The sequence below is a fragment of the Polaromonas sp. 39-63-25 genome (assembly GCF_002278925.1).
In the GTDB taxonomy this organism is placed as follows: domain Bacteria; phylum Pseudomonadota; class Gammaproteobacteria; order Burkholderiales; family Burkholderiaceae_C; genus Polaromonas.
The window spans coordinates 1-15,482 of record NZ_NCJH01000008.1; the positions used below are offsets into that span (position 1 = coordinate 1).

The following is a 15,482-nucleotide window of genomic DNA, read 5'->3' on the forward strand; positions in this document are numbered from 1 at the left end:
GCTGGCCGCCGTGATCTCGGCCATGATGTCGGTCACACGTTTGACGCTGTCGACAATCTCGTCCATGGTCTTGCCGGCCTCGGCCACCTGGCTGCTGCCTTCTTCGACCTTGCTCACCGAGTCATCGATCAGAGTCTTGATCTCTTTGGCCGCTGCCGCACTTCTCTGGGCCAGGTTTCTGACTTCAGCAGCCACCACCGCAAAGCCTCTGCCCTGTTCCCCGGCCCGGGCCGCTTCGACGGCGGCATTGAGGGCCAGGATATTGGTCTGGAAGGCGATGCCGTCGATCACGCCGATGATGTCGACGATCTTGCGGGAGGAGGCGTTGATGGCGCCCATGGTGCCCACCACTTCGGCGACCACGCTGCCGCCCTTGACGGCCACGCTGGAGGCGGTCACCGCCAGCTGGTTGGCCTGGCGGGCGTTGTCGGCGTTCTGTTTGACGGTGGACGTCAGCTCTTCCATGGACGCTGCGGTTTCTTCGAGCGAGCTGGCCTGCTCTTCGGTGCGGGACGACAGGTCGTGGTTGCCGGCGGCGATCTGGCTGGATGCTGTGGCGATGGTGTCGGTGCCGCTGCGGACTTCGCCGACCACCCGGGCCAGGCTGTTGCACATCTGTTTCATGGCAAACAACAGGCTGGATTCGTCACCTGCGCGGGTCTGCACATCCATGGTCAGGTCGCCGGCAGCGATGCTGCTTGCAATCGCCACCGCGTAGTCGGGTTCACCACCGAGTTGTTTCATCACATCGCGGATCAGCCAGAAGGTGATGCCGACACCCAGCAGAATGGCCACGCCCGCCATGACCACACTGATGAGCAGCATCTGCTGTGTGAACCGGCGCAGTTCTGCTTCGGTGCTTTTGGCGGCCTCGGTTTTGGCCTTGATGAACTCCTGCAGACGCGCGCGCATGTCCCGCCAGACGGGTGTTTCTGCGGTGTTCAGCAGGCTCCTGGCAGCATTCGTATCACTCTGGGCGAGCTCGGCAATCTGCTTCTGGAGCAGCGCCTGCTTGTCACGCAGTTCGCCAACCTTCTGCAGAGTTTTCAATGTACCGCCATCCCCTTTTGAAAGGGATATCGCCGCCTCGTAAGAGGTTTTGAATTCGTCGCTGGCCGCGTCCAGATTTGCCTGGGCCTTTTTATTCGCCGGGTCGAGCACGATATTGCGCAAGGCCTGCCCCATCTGCAAGCCCTGGGCGTACAGATTGCCCCCGGCTTGAAGCAAGGCCTGGTCTTGCTGGAGAAAATTCTCGAACTGGCTTTTCGCGTTCTGCATGCCCACCAGCGCCACACCAATGGCCAAAGTGAAACAGGCGCAAACCAGCGCCATCACGGAAATCATCTTGGTTCGGAGTTTCATGGTGCACTTCCCTTTTTTCTAATTTCACAGAAAGAGCTGTGGCGGTTCGGCGGTGGCCGATGCCGTTTAAATGGTTCAATCCATCCAGGCGGGATGCGCAGGACTTCAAACACTTCGCATTCACCGGCCCCCGCGGCTGGGCGCGAAAACCAGCCGATGCGCTGGAAGCTCCTGCTGAGGCCTTGTCGGAGCCTCTTATTGAATAACGGCAAGTCGCACCAAAAACTTGAGGTCCAGCCTAGGAGGGGCTGATTTGTGGGAAGGCTGGACGGGGGCGGAGGGCGACGTGATCGTCAGCTACACCTGCTCACGGTGAACGCCAACAGCCACGCCCTGATGAGCCGAGGCCAGCAGCCCGGCAACGAAAAACGCATGGTGGCGATATTGAACGAGGGCGCGTCTGATGCCTGGCTCAGCGCCCGGCCCGAGAAGGCCCGGGAGTTCATGCGGGCTTATCCGGCGAATTGGTTGACGGCCAACCCGGTTGAAAAAAGTCGCTGATTGGCGGTTCGGGCCCGAATTACCCGGTTGCAGGTGCTCGTTCAGTCTTGAAGAAGTGCTGTCCCTGAAACTCGGCATTGTCAGCCACGCCCGTATCGCGCGCTTTAGCCTTGCATATTTCAACCAGCATCGGTTTGATAGCGGACGACATCATGTCGTTGAAATTAGCCAGTCACTTTATTCTTGAGCTGAAAGAATTGACTGCAGTTCAAGCCCAGCCTGTCCTTCTGTCGACAGAAAACGAGATATAGACTCAATATTTAAGAACTGTAAGGCAGGCAAAGAATGAGCGATTCTTCTGGTTCTAATTTCACGACTTGTCTGGATGATCTGCTTGAATGGAATTGCTAACCAAGCGTGTTCAGGCTGGAATGTAAATGCGTTCGTAGCATCCGTGAGATACACATCAAGCTGTGTAGATATTTCAGAAAGGTTGGAAAGCTTAAATGTTGGCTTTATGTGACTTGGGAAATCGGGGTCCGAAAAAAGCGCAAGTCTGTAGTGCACCAAATTTCTTGTCTCCATCATCCATTCGTATGGAGTCTTGTTATCGACTGAGTTGCTAAGCAACGGGTCCCCGCCACGGTATAGATCTTCATATAAATGTAATGTAGCGTCGTGATCATTTCTGTAGCGGTTACCAGCGAGTCGGATTGCGGTTCTATTGGCACTAGTTAGATCAATCCGGTACCAGCTCTGATTACGAACCATACCTTGACGTTTGGCGCATAAGTTGGCTCTCGAACTGTAAAAAAGACTGTAGTAAAGCTTAACTAGTCCCCAATTAATATGACCATTGGCGATGTCATGAACGCCGCCGCAGAATGACACCAAGGCCTTCGTGAAAAGACTAATTGCATCAACAGCTATTGCGGCTTGAGCTTCTGCTAACTGTGGGGTCCCTAGTGTGAATGCGTTCAGTTGAGTTTTGAAATTCGTCCACTGAGTAAGATTTGTACAGCCCAGCTCCTTCTCAACCCATGTCTGGAATTGCAGGCGATCAGAACTCATATTCCTCTTGTGAAGGCGTCTTATCTTTCAAGTAACTTTCCAAATGGTCTTTTGCAACTCTGCGGGCTGATTTTCCATCTAGCTGTTTGACATCTTCCATCAACAAGAGACCTGTGACGTCAAGTCGAATCGATTCACGCATTTTTTCCGTTGAGAAATTTTTCGAACTTGCACACGCAGGCAACAGCGTTCCTGTTAAGAAGTCTATTGCGCCGGAAAAGGCCGAAGCTCGCAGGAAGGGATTCTTTCCCTTGTTTTCCCACAAACCTTCGTCGTCGTAAAAAGACTTTATCGCGATAAAAAAATTGAGTAACGTAGATTTTTGGTACTGAAGACTTTTGAGGTTGACTTTGGTAAATGCTCCGTCCGGACCTAAATGTGGCTTGAGCGCGGACACAATAGTCGATAGATCGATTGCCGCGGCGCCTTTTGATAGGCCGGGAAATTTAATTAATTGGTAGTACGGAGATTCGGGGTTCTCATGAAGCTCCGTTGCCAGATCACTTGCTCGATTAATTAAGTGATTCGGATCTGTGTCTACTTCTCCAAATAGGTCATAAATCAGACTTTTCGGAACAGGCTTTTGTTCGGTGTTGATGTTTAAAAATATGGAGGCGGCTTCAGCGGTTGTCAGGCCAAGCGCTAACGAAACCAAGATTTCTCTCTCACCAACCGTGGGGTCCTGCATCATTGCGCGCTCCAGTCCAGCAAGCCTGTGCTGACCGTCTATAACTTGGGCAGATCGGGCAATAAGCGGCAATTCGATTTGGCGTTGAGCCTTTTGAATTTTTGGCTTGTCCGTGCTATTGGTCCAATTAAGAATAAAGGTGTTGAAAAAGCCATTGTTTTTAAGCACGAAATCGCGAATTGCGTTGACACGCCGAGTTACCAGTAACCTTTGTACCGCACCCTCTTCCTCCTGAACCCCTCGGGCTGCGACGTAGTGCATGAAGACCGCATCTTTGACCTTCATGGCAAATGTGTAGACCACAATTCCTTGAAATTTTGAAATGAGGCATGGGTACTGTCGCGTCTTCACGGCCATTTTTAGTCCTATGTTTTTAACTGCGTCGCTGTTTGCGTGCATTGCGCATTTTATTTACCCCAAGAGTCTTTCATACCCGCCACCCGATTAAATACGGCTTTACCCGCAGCGTGATCCTTCAAGTCAGTGACAAAGTACCCGTGCCGCTCAAACTGAAAACGCTGGCCGGCTTCAACATTCGCCAGTGAAGGCTCCACATAAGCCGTCACCACGCTCAGGCTGTCCGGGTTCAGGTTTTCCAGAAAGTCCTTGCCGTCCGCCTCGGGGTGGGCCTGGGTAAACAGGCGGTCGTACAGCCGTACTTCGGCCTGCACGGCGTCGTTGACGCCGACCCAGGTGATCACGCCCTTGACCTTGACGCTGTCGGAGCCGGGGGTGCCGCTTTTGGTGTCGGGGATCAGTTTGGCTTGCACTTCGGTGATGTTGCCCGCCGCGTCTTTGGTCGCACCCACACATTCGATGACGTGGCCGTATTTCAGGCGCACCTTGCTGGCCGCGATGGCCTGGCCGCTGGCGTTGGTGTGGGCGGGGAACAGGCGGAAGAAACCTTTGGGTGGCGTTTCTTCGTAGTCGGTGCGTTCAATCCACACTTCCTTGCCGATCCTGAACTCGCGCGTACCCATGTCGGGGTGGTGCGGGTGCACGGGGGCGCTGCAGTCGTCCAATTTACCGGCGCCCATGACCTCGTCCCAGTTGGTCAGCACCAGCTTGACGGGGTCGAGCACGGCCATGGCGCGCGGGGCGCTCGGGTCCAGCGTGTCGCGCAGGCAGCCTTCCAGCGTGCTGTAGTCAATCCAGCTGTCGCTTTTGGTCACGCCTATGCGTTCGGCAAACAATTGAATCGCTTCGGGTGTGTAGCCGCGCCGGCGCAGGCCGACGATGGTGGGCATGCGCGGGTCGTCCCAGCCGGTCACGCGGTTTTCGTTGACGAGTTGGGCGAGCTTGCGTTTGCTGGTCAGCACATAGGTCAGGTTGAGCCGCGCAAACTCGTGCTGGTGCGGCAGCAGGAAGAGGTTGGGGCGTTCGCCGTCGAGCGCGTGTTCGAGCAGCGGCGTGAACTGCGCGAGTTCTTTTTTGAGCAGCGCAAAAAACGCGGGCAGGTCGTGCAGCACGGCGTCGGGGTTGTGTTCCCAGCGCACAAACATGGCGCGCATCTGCGCCTCGGCCTCGCTGGCAAACAGCTTGTCGGCGTGGTTGTGGCAGTGCAGGGCAAATTCCTTGCCGGCTTCCAGGCCCTGGCCTTCGATTTTTTCAACCAGCTCGCGCGCTTGTGCAAACTGCGGCGCGCGCAGGATGGGAACGATGCGCTCCAGCGTCCAGTCGTAAAACGGGCGCTGGTCTTCAAACTCCAGCGTGCAGATGCTGTGGGTGATGTTCTCGAGCGCGTCCTCGATCGGGTGCGCAAACGAGTACATCGGGTAAATGCACCACTGGTCGCCGGTGTTGTGGTGCGTGGCGCGGCGAATTCGGTAAATCGCCGGGTCGCGCATGTTGATGTTGGGGCTGGCCATGTCGATTTTGGCGCGCAACACGGCGGCGCCGTCGGCGAGTTTGCCGCCCTTCATCTCGCGAAAACGCGCCAGATTCTCGGCCGGTGTGCGTTTGCGGAAAGGGCTGTCCACCCCGGGCTTGACGAAATCACCGCGGTTGGCGCGCATATCGTCGGCGCTTTGTTCGTCCACATAGGCGTGGCCGGTTTCGATCAGGTATTCCGCGGCGCGGTACATGAAGTCGAAGTAGTCGCTGGCCTGGAACAGGTGGGCGGTCGCGACGCCGTTGACCGGGGCATTCCAGTCAAAACCCAGCCATTTCACGGCATCGATGATGCTGTTGACGTATTCGGTGTCTTCTTTTTCGGGGTTGGTGTCGTCAAAACGCAGGTGGCACACGCCGCCGTAGTCGCGTGCCAGGCCGAAGTTCAGGCAGATGCTTTTGGCATGGCCCACATGCAGGTAGCCGTTGGGCTCGGGCGGAAAGCGGGTGCGGATGCGTGCGGTGTCGGGCTGGCCGTCGGCGTGGTGGGTGGCGTCGCCGGGGCTGCCGCCCCATTTGCGGCCGGAATAGGTGCCGGCGGCCAGGTCATGCTCGATGATCTGGCGCAGGAAATTGCTGGGTTTGTGGGTTTCTTTGTCTGCAGGGGCGTTCATGTGGTCGATTCTAGGGTGTTGCCACTGGACAACCCAGTTGGGGCGTTACTTTTGGCTACGCTCTTCACTGTGCGTGCGGTAGGCCGTTACCTGGCCGCTGCGTTTAATACCTACATGGGCTTTTTCTGCCCAGTACCAAGGAGAAAGCAATGCTCAAGACAACCGTTCAAGCCGCCCCTTCCCGCAAGCCGGTGCTGATGGCCGGCGCCGCTGCCGCCCTGGCCATTGCGGCGATGGGGTTTGCCGGCGGTGCCCATGCCCGCAGCGACGTCCAGTTTTCCGTTGGTGTGGTGCTTCCGGGCGCGCAGATCGGCGTGACCAATGCCTACCCGGTGTATGCGCAGCCGGTTTACGTGCAGCCCCCGCCTGTCTATATGCAGCCCCGTCCTGTGTATGTGCAGCCGGCGCCGGTGTATTACCAGCCGCGCCCGGTCTACGTGCAGCCCGCCCCGGTGTATTACGGTCGCCCCCATGGCTGGCACAAGCGGCATGGCCGTCATGGCCGCGACGACGACCGACGTGGTGGTTATCGCCAGGGTGGCTACTACGTGCAAAACCAGCCTTCAGGCTATTACGGCCGCTGAGTCCGCCGCTTGCCACCATAAAAAAAGCCCGCAGGCTCAGGTCTGCGGGCTTTTTTGTGGGCGCCGTGGGCTCGCGCTGAAGGAGGCGTTTCAGGAGCCCTTGGCGCGCCAGAAAACGTAGTCGGCCTCGTAAGGCACGGTCATGCGCATGCCCAGCTGCGCCGATGTGCAGGGGGTGCTCGATATCCAGCCGCCCACCGTGTGCAGTCGCTGGACGTAGGTGATGTTGTGCAGCACCCCGGGCACGCCGGAAGACTTGGCGTTGTAACGCTGTAGCGGCAGGTTGTTGCTGCCGTTGGGCACCTCGGAAAATTCGCGGGCCATGACGCTGGAGCCATCCCTGTGGACCCAGCTCGCGCGTGCCCCCGGCTTGTGCATGATGGCGGCGCCGTAGGTGTCGGTCAGGTCCACGCTGGCGTTTCTCATCAGCCACTCGTATTCATACGGGGCGCGTCTGACGGCCTGGCATTCGTACAGCAGCCTGCCGTTGCTGGTGGCTTCCAGCACGGCTTGATACCCCTCGGGCACCCGAACGGCCTCGGGCAGGTCTTGCTGGGTGTTGTAGTGCTGCAGCGGCCGGTAGCCGCAGCCTCCCAGCAAGGCGGCACTGCCAATAAGCACAAACAGGCTGAGGCTGCGCGACACGCGGCCAACGGGGAAATTGCGGCGGGAGGGTGTTTTCACGAAGATTCCGGAGTGTGAGCTTGTTCTAGTACACCCCATGTTTATGGGGGGTGCTGTACGGGAAAACCCCCGCGTTTCAGCGCAATCTGTCCTGTCCGGGACCGGCGCAGGGTGCTTTTCAGCCCAGGGTGCTGCAGGAAATGTCATACGCGGCCAGGGTTTTGAGTTTGGAGCCCTGGCCGGGCACGGCGTTGTTGCAGCTTTTCAGGGTCTTGCTGAAGCCGCCCGGTTTGGCTTGCAGGCTGTAACTCACACGGCTGAAGCCAGGCGCATCCAGGGCGAGGGTGGGGCGCATGGCCACGGCGGTGCTGCCGCGGTTTTCCTGGGCCAGGGTGGTTTGGGGGGCCGGCGTCAGTTCCCACGCCTGGGTTCCGTCGGCGCGAGCCACGCGCTGGTACAGCAGGTGGTCGTCGCCCGTCAGTGGAAGGGCTTGCGCGGCATCAGGCAGGGGAGCGAGCACCACCGGCTGGTCATAGGCGCCAAAGCCGCGGGGAGAGGAGACCGGTCCTGAAAAAACCGCGATCATGGCCGCCGTGCCGGTGACCACCAGCAAGGTCAGGCCGATGGCCAGGCTGATCGCGCGAAACAGATGGTGCGTGTTTCTCATTTCAGGTTACTCCTTGCTGATCATCAGACCGCAGATTCGGGCCGGGTGCTGTAGGAAGCCGCCCCTTGCGTGAGACGGCGCACAGCGCGGCGTGGAACCACGGTCTCCCATGCATTGCAGCTTTCCCGGCGGGCTGGTGGGGAGGCGTCTCATGGGAGGTCTGGTTCATTATTGGGTGGGGCTGAGGACCAGTTTCAGCTGCAACAGGTGTAAGCGTCTGTAGGACGCTGCGCCCAGGCCCTGCGGGCCAAAAACGCGATTTGCCGCATGCACCAAAAAAGCCTGCAGACCACCACTCACGCGATGGCCTGCAGGCTGTCAAAGCCGGCCCCCGCCAGACGCGGAAACCGGTCGCTCACCATTTCGGCTAACTTCCCAAAAAAACGGCAAGTGCGGGGCTTACATGGCCTTGTAGAAGATGTAGTCGGCCTGGTACTTGACGATCTGCCTGGTGCCCAGGTTGCCGGCGGTGCAAGGTGTGGCCGGTGCCACGCCGCCCACGGTGGCCACGCGCTGGATGTAGGTGACGCCCTGCATGGCACCGCTGCCCGTGGCGGGGTTGCCCTTGACGAGCTGCAGCGGGATGTTGCCGGCCATGTTGGGCGCGACGGCGAGCTGCGTGGCAGTCAGTTTGGAGCCGTCCATGGCCTCCCAGGTGGCGGGCGGGCCGTAGTACTTGCCGACCTGTTTGCCGCCGCGGTCCATCAGTTTGGCGTCGGGACCGACAAACACCCATTCGAACTGGCCGACCATGTCTTTCCTGGCGCTGCACTGGTAGCTGATGTCGCCCATGCCCACGGTTTCGAGGGCTACCCGGTTGCCGGCGGGCACCTGCACGGCGGCGGGCAGGCTGGCCTGCGAGTAGGTCGGCATCATAGTGTTCATGCTGCCGCAGGCGGCAACAAGGGAGACGGCGGCGGTGGCGATGGCGGTACGGATCATCATGAGGGGCACTCCTGGTAGTGAGCTGGCGGGCGCCAGTTGCTGGTTGTGGATGTCGCGGGGTCAACGCACCGGACGGCCGCAATGAATGAAGCCGGCCGTTCGATGGCGTCTGCCGGGAATACGTGGCCGGCGCGGGTGTGGATTCAGCGCGGGCAGGTCGGGCGTGAAAAAACACCCGCCGGGCTGTGCGGGGCGAGAGGCGGACGGGTGGTGCTGGCGGGCGCGGTGCCCTATTGCCCGAAGCGCGGGCCGATTTTCAGGAACTCGAATTCCAGCGCGCTGCTGGTGCGCCCCAGCGCGGTATTGCGGTGGGGAAAACGGCCGTAGCGGGCAACGATGTCGCGGTGCTTGACAGCAAAGTCCAGCGAGCCCTGGGCGCTGGCGCGGTGCGCCTCGGGCACGGCCGCCAACAGGGCGCTGAAGCGGCGCACGCCTTCTTCCTGCAGGGCCAGGTTTTCGGCATGGGTGAGCGGCATGTACAGAAAGACACGGCCTATCCAGGGCAGGGCCTCGTCGATGCCTTCCGCGAGCGCATCGCTGACCAGCCGCTGGGCCTGCTCGTCCCCGGCAAAGGCCTGGCCCTTGCCGCGAAAGATATGGCGCGGAAACTGGTCGAGCAGGATCACCAGCGCCAGCCGGCTCAGCGGCTGCGCCTCCCAGCCGGCGAGACCGCCGGCCAGCGCCTGTTCGACCAGCTTGCCAAAGGTCTGGCGGATTTCCTCGTCGAGTTCGGGCCCGCCATTGAACCAGCGCTTGCCCATGTCCTGGCTGGGCCAGCCCAGCTTGAGGCCATCGCCGAACCAGAAATCGAGGACCAGCTCGGGCGAGGTGGAAATCGGAAGCGGCGAGGAAGACGTGGAGGACGTTGAAGAGGGCATGGGCGGCAGGTACGGGGCGGGCAGGGACGGGGTGTTTACATCGCCCTGAACTGCTGACTGTACATGCGGCTGACTGATAGTTTTTCCGTCCTGCCGCGCAGGCTCAAGGAGAGTTTGCCGGTCTCGTCGCGGCTGACTGCTTCGATCGCGCCGGCCTGCACCACGGTGCCGCGGTGGATCTGCCAGAAGTTTTGCGTGTCCAGCTGCGGCAACAGGTCTTTCAGCGGTGTGCGTATCAGGTACTCGTGATCGGCGGTGAGCACCCGCACGTATTTGTCGGCCGCTTCAAAATAAACCACCTCGCCCACCGGCACCATGCGGATGGTCGTGCCCACGCTGATTTGCAGCACCTTCAGCGGGCCGCTCTCGGGCCCGGGCGCCCGGGTGGCGGCCAGCAGCTGGCGCAACTGGTCCAGGGTCGTGTCCAGGGGTGCTCCTGAATTCATAGCTGCTTGCGCCCGTGTGGAAAGGGCTTGTTGCACTTTTGATACTGTTTTCTGCAGGCGCCCGGCTTGCACGGGCTTGAGCAGGTAGTCCACCGCCTGCGCTTCAAAGGCCTGCACCGCGTACTGGTCGTAGGCGGTGACAAACACCAGCGCGGGAAACGGCGTGTCCTGCGGCCAGTCGTCGGCCAGTTCGGCCGCGGCCTCCAGGCCGCCCAGGCCGGGCATGCGGATGTCGAAAAACAGCACCTCCGGCAGCAGCTGCAGCGACTGCGCCACGGCCGAGGCGCCGTCACCCACCGTGGCCAGCACGCGCAGCGCGGGCCAGGCGCGTGCCAGTTCGGCCTGCAGGGCCTGGGCCAGCAGCGGTTCGTCTTCGGCGATCAGGGCCGTGGCCGGGTGGTCGGGGTGGTTGTTCATGGTTTGAAGGGAAATCGGACGCTGGCCCTTGTACCGCCTGCGTCAGCAGCTACCAATTCGATAGCAATTTCGGCGCCGTAGGTGCTGGCCAGCCGCTCGCGCACCTGGGCCATGCCGAAACCCGCGTGGTCTTTGTCGGCACCCGACAGGCCGACGCCGGTGTCCAGCACCTCCAGCACCAGCGCCGCGCCCTCGCGCCGGGCGCGGACGGTGATGCGACCGCCTTCGACCTTGGGCTCCAGCCCGTGCTTGATGCTGTTTTCCACCAGCGGCTGCAGCAGCAGCGTGGGCACGGGATGCTGCGCCAGTTCGGCGGGCAGCTCCAGCGTGTAGGACAGGCGTGGCCCCATGCGGATGGCCATGAGCTCGAGGTAGTCGCGCAGGCGGTCGAACTCGGCCTGCAGCGTGTGGGTGGGTGACAGCGAGGCGCCGAGTGTGGCGCGCAGGTAGTCAATCATGTGGTCGAGCATGACCTGGGCGCGCGGCGGGTCGGTGGCAATCAGCGCGCGCAGGTTGGCCAGGGTGTTGAACAGCATGTGCGGCTCGAGCTGCGTTTCCAGCAGCTTGAGGCGGGCCTCGCTGGCGTGCTGGCGCGCCTCGTCCATCTTGCGGATGAGGTAGGCGCTTTTGCTGATGGAGTAGAAGTAAAAGCTGCCGGCAATGCCGGCCAGCGCGGTGATCAGGATGGAGTTGCGCAACTGGGTTGGGTCCTGGTGGCCGGCGCCGGGCGCGTACCAGCCGTAATAGTCACACAGCCGGTCGGCGATGGTCGTGCCCAGCAGGTAGCCCAGCACGATGCTGGCTGTCACAAGCACCAGGCCGGTCCAGCCCTTGGGCCACCCGGTCTCCCGGCTGGAAGGGAACAGGTGGCGGCCGATGTCGATGCCGGCCCAGGTGATGCCCGCAATCAGCAGCGAATACACCAGCGGCGGGCCCCAGGGCCGCTCCGGCATGAAGGCGTACTGGATGGTGGCGATCACCAGCGCGAAGGCCGTTACCTGCAGCAGGTGCCGCAGCTTGGAGGTCCAGTCGATGTTCATCGCTGCGGGCCGTCGCCGTGCTGGCGCTGAAGGCGTTCACGCTCCTTCTGCACCATCTGCTCGCGCAGGCCGCTGCCATTGCCCAGCACGAACACCGACACGCCATGCAGTGCCAGCCCCAGGCCCCAGCCCAGCACCGGGAACCATGACCAGGGCCGGCTGCCCAGGCCGTAGGTCGACATGGCGAAGATCACCGCGTTGATCAGCAGGTAGAGGGCAGCGTGGACATACCAGCCCAGCTTGGCGCCCGCGCGCTTGTGGGCCAGGCGTTCGATGTCTTCGGGCAGGGGCGGGGTATGCATCATGGGAAGGCGTGAAAAAAACATTCTAGGGCAGGGCAGGCTTCAGGTGCGGCAGGCCTCGATGATGGCCGGCCAGGCGCGCGGGTCCAGCGTCAGGCCCATGTGGTTGACGCCGGGCACGAGGGTGACCGGCACACGCTGGCCGGCCGCGGCAAACACCCCGGCGAACTGTTCGGCGCGAAAGAGCTCGTCGTCGTTGCCCACCACGATGCGCAGCGCAGTGCGGATGCCGCGGATGTCGGCCAGGTAGTCGTCATGCGGGCCGAAACTGGTGGCGAGGGTGAAGGAGTACGAGGGCGTGAGCAGGGGCCGGGCCGCGTCGTTCAGGCCGAAGTTCAGCACCGGCAGCTCATTCCAGGCGGTCAGGTCGGCGCGATTGAGAACATGCAGCGCGACCAGGCGGGGCAGGCCCACCGACACCCAGCCGCCGTTGCCCGGCCGGGCGGTGGGGGCGTCGTGGCGCAGGTAGGGCGAGAGCAGCACGTAGCGGTCAAACAGGGCCTGCCGCGCGCTGCCGGCAAAACGCAGCACAAAGCCGCCGCCGGAGGAAAAACCCAGCAGGGTGCTGGGGCCTGCATGCGGCACGGCACGCATGAAGTCTTCCACGTCGTCCTCGAGCTGGCCCACGTAGGCGGCCTGACCGCGCGGGCCCGAGTCGCCGTGGCCGCGCATGTCGAGTGCGGCCACATTGAAGCCGGCCGCAGCCAGCGCCTGGGCCAGCGGGTGCATGGAGCGTCCGCGCGCCGACGAGCCATGCACCAGCACGATGCGGCATTTTTCCAGGCTCCCAGGGGCGGCAGGGTAGTCGAGCCAGGCCAGGGACGTGCCGTCGCGGGCCACATAAGACCGTGCCGGCGGCACGGCGCTGAAGTCCACCTTCGCAAAGGGTTCGTTGATGCTGGCCAGCGGCGCGATGGGTGCCGGCCCGCCGAAGGCAACCGCGGCGGCGAGTGCCGTGAACAGCAGGACCACGGCGGCGAAGGCGGCGAAAGTGATGGATCGGGTCATGGCAGCAGGTGGTGGCGGAAAAAGGCGGTGATCTTCTGATCGACCTCGGGCAGCTGGCTGCGGTCGAAGCCCGGCGGGTCGCCCCGCCAAAGCGCGCAGGTTGGCTGGTATTTTTTCATGGTGTGCTGACTGTCATTGCGTGCTGCCGGTTCACCAGGGATCGCGCTGAAGCGACAGGCGTTCACGTTCCCGCTGTACCAGGCGTTCGTGCAGGCCGGCGCCGCCGGTGAGCAGGAACACCACGGCGCCATGCACGGCCAGGCCGATGCCCCAGCCAAAGGCCGGGAACACCGCCCAGTGGCGGCCGCTCAGCGCCGACAGGGCAAACAGCACGAGGTTGACGGCGATAAAAACGCTGGCGTGGATGTACCAGCCCATTTTGGCGCTGGCGCGCTTGCGGGCCAGGCGTTCGATGTTTTTGTCTTGCGGGGTATGTGGGGTGTGCGGGTTCATGGTGAGTTCCTTCGTTCAGGCGTGGACGGTGGTCATGGCGGGAGCGGCGGGTTGGCGCGCCAGCCGCAGCAGGCGGGCCGTGCGGCCGGCAAAGATGCCGCTGAAAATGCCGTACAGCGCGGCGATGGCCAGGGTGAGCCCGGTGTTGGTCGTCAGGGTCGGGTTGATCACCAGACCCACACCCACCATGTACTTGGTCAGGAAGATGCCCATGATCAGCGCCATTGGGACCCAGCTGCCCGGCAGCTGGAACTGGCGCCTGGCGGGGTCGTAGGCCGCGTCGGCCGGCAGCGGCATTTGCGTAACGACGAGCAGCAGCAGGATCGCGGCGGCCAGCCAGCTGCCCAGCACGGCGGGCGAGGCGCCGAAGGCCGAGAAGACGCCATACAGCGAGAGGGCGCCCAGCCCCAGGGGCAGCAGGGTGACGCGGGCCAGGCCCACGGTGCGGCGGCGGGTCTGGCTCCAGCCGAGCACCAGCAGGGCGGCCAGCAGGCCCCAGACCCACAGCGGCGTGTTCGTCAGGATCTGCCCGATCAGTGGTGTTCCCTGAGGTGGTTGGTACTGGGGTGAAATCAGCCCCAGCCACTGGCCGAACACCAGGTTGCCGAGGTAGCGGCCGGGCAGCAGGGTGAAAGCACCGGCCACGCCGCAGGCCCCGATGTACAGGCGCTTCATGGTCTTGCGGTGGCCGGTGATGTTGCCCCTGGCCAGGAACCAGAAGGCCAGCGCGAGCATGCCGTACGTCACCGGAATCAGGATGTGGATGGGGGTGTAGCCGTTGATGTTGGGCAGCCGGAAATCGCGGATGAAGATGGCCGAGGTGGCAGCCACCAGCATCAAGGTGACCCAGGCGTAGCCGGCCGCGCGGTGCAGCCGTGGGCGCGGGGCGCGGGCCCGGCGCGCCCACAGGGCGACGGGCCCGATCGCGGTGGCGCCGAGAACGGCGCTCAGGTGGATGGCGATGGTGGGTGACATGTCCATGGTGTTCTCCGGTCAACAAGGTCAAAACAAGATGGAACGGACTTTGCCGGGACGGCCGCAGTGGCGCGAGGGCCTTGCGACGAAATGCAGGAGAAGCGGTGCGAGTTGCAGCCAGCGAACGCGAAAAGCGCCGGCCCGGCGCCTGCCGCGCCCCCGGGGGCAGCGGGCCGGCAGCGATAATCAGCCCATATTTTTGGAGAGCGCGTGGACATCACATTGCTGATCAAGGCTGCCGTCATGGGCATCGTCGAGGGGCTGACCGAGTTTTTGCCCATTTCTTCTACCGGCCACCTGATTCTTGCCGGCGCCCTGCTGGGTTTTGACGACGAGAAGGCCAAGGTGTTTGACATCGCGATCCAGACCGGCGCCATTTTTGCCGTCATCCTGGTGTACTGGCAAAAACTGCGCGACACCCTGGTGGCGCTGCCCACGGACAGGCAGGCGCAGCAGTTTGCACTCAATGTCCTGATCGCTTTTGTGCCGGCGGTGTTGCTGGGCCTGCTGTTTGGCAAGGCCATCAAGGCCCACCTGTTCACGCCGGTGGTGGTGGCGAGCACCTTCATCATTGGCGGCTTCGTCATTTTGTGGGCCGAGCGGCGGCAAAAAATGAATCCGGCCACGGCACGCATCCACGAGGTCGAAGCCATGACCATGATGGATGCGCTCAAGGTGGGCCTGGTGCAGTGCCTGGCCATGGTGCCCGGCACCAGCCGCAGCGGCGCCACCATCATCGGCGGCATGCTGCTGGGCCTGTCACGCAAGGCGGCGACGGATTTTTCGTTTTACCTGGCGATTCCGACGCTGATCGGCGCCGGTGCCTACAGCCTGTACAAGGACCGCGCCCTGCTGTCAGCGGCGGACCTGCCGCTGTTTGGCGTGGGGCTGCTGTTTGCTTTTGTCAGCGCCTGGCTGTGCATTCGCTGGCTGCTGCGTTACATCGCCACCCACAGTTTTGTGCCCTTTGCCTGGTACCGCATCGTCTTCGGTGTGGTGGTGCTGGTGACGGCGCAGATGGGCTGGGTCACCTGGGCGGCATGAAGGGCGTGCGCGGCTGAGCGTTCACGCCGCGCC

Annotated in this window: 17 protein-coding genes and 2 pseudogenes; 3 read left to right on the forward strand and 16 right to left on the reverse strand. The window is 62.3% G+C overall.

The window, feature by feature from the left end; genetic code table 11:
* On the reverse strand, positions 1-1,362 hold a 1,362-nt coding region (locus tag B7X65_RS11650; protein ID WP_293594471.1), incomplete at its 3' end, for a methyl-accepting chemotaxis protein.
* Between the two features lie 238 nt (positions 1,363-1,600).
* Between B7X65_RS11650 and B7X65_RS11655 the strand changes: the two are divergent.
* A pseudogene (locus B7X65_RS11655) lies at positions 1,601-1,863 on the forward strand (SOS response-associated peptidase family protein); the annotation flags it as partial.
* A 177-nt stretch (positions 1,864-2,040) separates the two neighbouring features.
* On the opposite strand, the gene B7X65_RS11660 reads toward B7X65_RS11655, so the two are convergent.
* The 3 genes from B7X65_RS11660 to B7X65_RS11670 are packed head-to-tail and all read right to left on the reverse strand — an operon-like array spanning position 2,041 to position 6,066.
* Positions 2,041-2,874 (reverse strand): hypothetical protein, encoded by an 834-nt coding sequence (locus tag B7X65_RS11660; RefSeq protein ID WP_293594472.1) that lies wholly within the window; start codon positions 2,872-2,874, stop codon positions 2,041-2,043.
* Positions 2,864-3,919 (reverse strand): DGQHR domain-containing protein, encoded by a 1,056-nt coding sequence (locus tag B7X65_RS11665; protein WP_293594473.1) that lies wholly within the window; start codon positions 3,917-3,919, stop codon positions 2,864-2,866. Before B7X65_RS11665 ends, B7X65_RS11660 begins: the two co-directional genes overlap by 11 nt.
* 50 nt (positions 3,920-3,969) lie before the next feature.
* Positions 3,970-6,066, reverse strand: a complete 2,097-nt coding sequence (locus B7X65_RS11670; RefSeq protein ID WP_293594474.1) for a glutamine--tRNA ligase — start codon at positions 6,064-6,066, stop codon at positions 3,970-3,972.
* Positions 6,067-6,215: 149 nt separating this feature from the next.
* On the opposite strand from B7X65_RS11670, the gene B7X65_RS11675 reads away from it, so the two are divergent.
* Positions 6,216-6,650, forward strand: a complete 435-nt coding sequence (locus tag B7X65_RS11675) for a hypothetical protein (protein ID WP_293594475.1) — start codon at positions 6,216-6,218, stop codon at positions 6,648-6,650.
* A gap of 90 nt (positions 6,651-6,740) precedes the next feature.
* Here the strand turns inward: B7X65_RS11675 and B7X65_RS11680 are convergent, their stop codons facing one another.
* The 12 genes and pseudogenes from B7X65_RS11680 to B7X65_RS11730 form a co-directional block, all read right to left on the reverse strand.
* Positions 6,741-7,334: a DUF3455 domain-containing protein gene (locus B7X65_RS11680; protein WP_293594476.1), complete on the reverse strand. Its 594-nt coding sequence runs from the start codon at positions 7,332-7,334 to the stop codon at positions 6,741-6,743.
* Between the two features lie 118 nt (positions 7,335-7,452).
* Positions 7,453-7,941: a hypothetical protein gene (locus B7X65_RS11685; protein WP_293594477.1), complete on the reverse strand. Its 489-nt coding sequence runs from the start codon at positions 7,939-7,941 to the stop codon at positions 7,453-7,455.
* A gap of 399 nt (positions 7,942-8,340) precedes the next feature.
* Positions 8,341-8,886 (reverse strand): DUF3455 domain-containing protein, encoded by a 546-nt coding sequence (locus B7X65_RS11690; RefSeq protein WP_293594478.1) that lies wholly within the window; start codon positions 8,884-8,886, stop codon positions 8,341-8,343.
* 230 nt (positions 8,887-9,116) lie between these two features.
* Complete coding sequence (locus B7X65_RS11695; protein ID WP_293594479.1) at positions 9,117-9,764, reverse strand: DUF924 family protein; 648 nt, start codon at positions 9,762-9,764, stop codon at positions 9,117-9,119.
* Between the two features lie 35 nt (positions 9,765-9,799).
* Positions 9,800-10,627, reverse strand: coding sequence for a LytTR family DNA-binding domain-containing protein (locus B7X65_RS11700; protein WP_293594480.1), 828 nt, complete (start codon positions 10,625-10,627; stop codon positions 9,800-9,802).
* On the reverse strand, positions 10,624-11,667 hold the full coding sequence (locus tag B7X65_RS11705; RefSeq protein ID WP_293594481.1) for a histidine kinase: 1,044 nt from the start codon (positions 11,665-11,667) through the stop codon (positions 10,624-10,626). The genes B7X65_RS11700 and B7X65_RS11705 overlap by 4 nt, the downstream gene beginning before the upstream one ends.
* Positions 11,664-11,969 (reverse strand): 2TM domain-containing protein, encoded by a 306-nt coding sequence (locus B7X65_RS11710; RefSeq protein ID WP_293594482.1) that lies wholly within the window; start codon positions 11,967-11,969, stop codon positions 11,664-11,666. Before B7X65_RS11710 ends, B7X65_RS11705 begins: the two co-directional genes overlap by 4 nt.
* 42 nt (positions 11,970-12,011) lie before the next feature.
* Positions 12,012-12,977, reverse strand: a complete 966-nt coding sequence (locus tag B7X65_RS11715; RefSeq protein ID WP_293594483.1) for an alpha/beta fold hydrolase — start codon at positions 12,975-12,977, stop codon at positions 12,012-12,014.
* Positions 12,974-13,096 carry a hypothetical protein gene (locus B7X65_RS11720; RefSeq protein WP_293594484.1) on the reverse strand — a complete coding sequence of 41 codons (123 nt, stop codon included), beginning with the start codon at positions 13,094-13,096 and terminating at the stop codon, positions 12,974-12,976. The genes B7X65_RS11715 and B7X65_RS11720 overlap by 4 nt, the downstream gene beginning before the upstream one ends.
* Positions 13,097-13,127: 31 nt before the next feature.
* On the reverse strand, positions 13,128-13,430 hold the full coding sequence (locus B7X65_RS11725) for a 2TM domain-containing protein (protein ID WP_293594485.1): 303 nt from the start codon (positions 13,428-13,430) through the stop codon (positions 13,128-13,130).
* A gap of 15 nt (positions 13,431-13,445) precedes the next feature.
* Complete coding sequence (locus B7X65_RS23900; protein ID WP_324487477.1) at positions 13,446-14,027, reverse strand: DUF6622 family protein; 582 nt, start codon at positions 14,025-14,027, stop codon at positions 13,446-13,448.
* A pseudogene (locus B7X65_RS11730) lies at positions 14,004-14,411 on the reverse strand (DUF2306 domain-containing protein); the annotation flags it as partial. The gene B7X65_RS23900 and the pseudogene B7X65_RS11730, both read right to left, overlap by 24 nt.
* A 204-nt stretch (positions 14,412-14,615) precedes the next feature.
* Between B7X65_RS11730 and B7X65_RS11735 the strand changes: the two are divergent.
* A complete protein-coding gene (locus tag B7X65_RS11735) occupies positions 14,616-15,449 on the forward strand; it encodes an undecaprenyl-diphosphate phosphatase (RefSeq protein WP_293594486.1) in 834 nt (277 codons plus the stop codon).
* Positions 15,450-15,482: the final 33 nt, after the last annotated feature.

Excerpts from the sequence above, each read along its gene's own strand:
- B7X65_RS11660 (WP_293594472.1), bottom strand. The coding sequence starts at position 2,874 with ATGAGTTCTGATCGCCTGCAATTCCAGACATGGGTTGAGAAGGAGCTG.
- B7X65_RS11670 (WP_293594474.1), bottom strand. The coding sequence starts at position 6,066 with ATGAACGCCCCTGCAGACAAAGAAACCCACAAACCCAGCAATTTCCTG.
- B7X65_RS11690 (WP_293594478.1), bottom strand. The coding sequence starts at position 8,886 with ATGATGATCCGTACCGCCATCGCCACCGCCGCCGTCTCCCTTGTTGCC.
- B7X65_RS11710 (WP_293594482.1), bottom strand. The coding sequence starts at position 11,969 with ATGCATACCCCGCCCCTGCCCGAAGACATCGAACGCCTGGCCCACAAG.
- B7X65_RS11705 (WP_293594481.1), bottom strand. The coding sequence starts at position 11,667 with ATGAACATCGACTGGACCTCCAAGCTGCGGCACCTGCTGCAGGTAACG.
- B7X65_RS11700 (WP_293594480.1), bottom strand. The coding sequence starts at position 10,627 with ATGAACAACCACCCCGACCACCCGGCCACGGCCCTGATCGCCGAAGAC.
- B7X65_RS11725 (WP_293594485.1), bottom strand. The coding sequence starts at position 13,430 with ATGAACCCGCACACCCCACATACCCCGCAAGACAAAAACATCGAACGC.
- B7X65_RS11675 (WP_293594475.1), top strand. The coding sequence starts at position 6,216 with ATGCTCAAGACAACCGTTCAAGCCGCCCCTTCCCGCAAGCCGGTGCTG.
- B7X65_RS11715 (WP_293594483.1), bottom strand. The coding sequence starts at position 12,977 with ATGACCCGATCCATCACTTTCGCCGCCTTCGCCGCCGTGGTCCTGCTG.
- B7X65_RS11720 (WP_293594484.1), bottom strand. The coding sequence starts at position 13,096 with ATGAAAAAATACCAGCCAACCTGCGCGCTTTGGCGGGGCGACCCGCCG.
- B7X65_RS11685 (WP_293594477.1), bottom strand. The coding sequence starts at position 7,941 with ATGAGAAACACGCACCATCTGTTTCGCGCGATCAGCCTGGCCATCGGC.
- B7X65_RS11665 (WP_293594473.1), bottom strand. The coding sequence starts at position 3,919 with ATGGCCGTGAAGACGCGACAGTACCCATGCCTCATTTCAAAATTTCAA.
- B7X65_RS11695 (WP_293594479.1), bottom strand. The coding sequence starts at position 9,764 with ATGCCCTCTTCAACGTCCTCCACGTCTTCCTCGCCGCTTCCGATTTCC.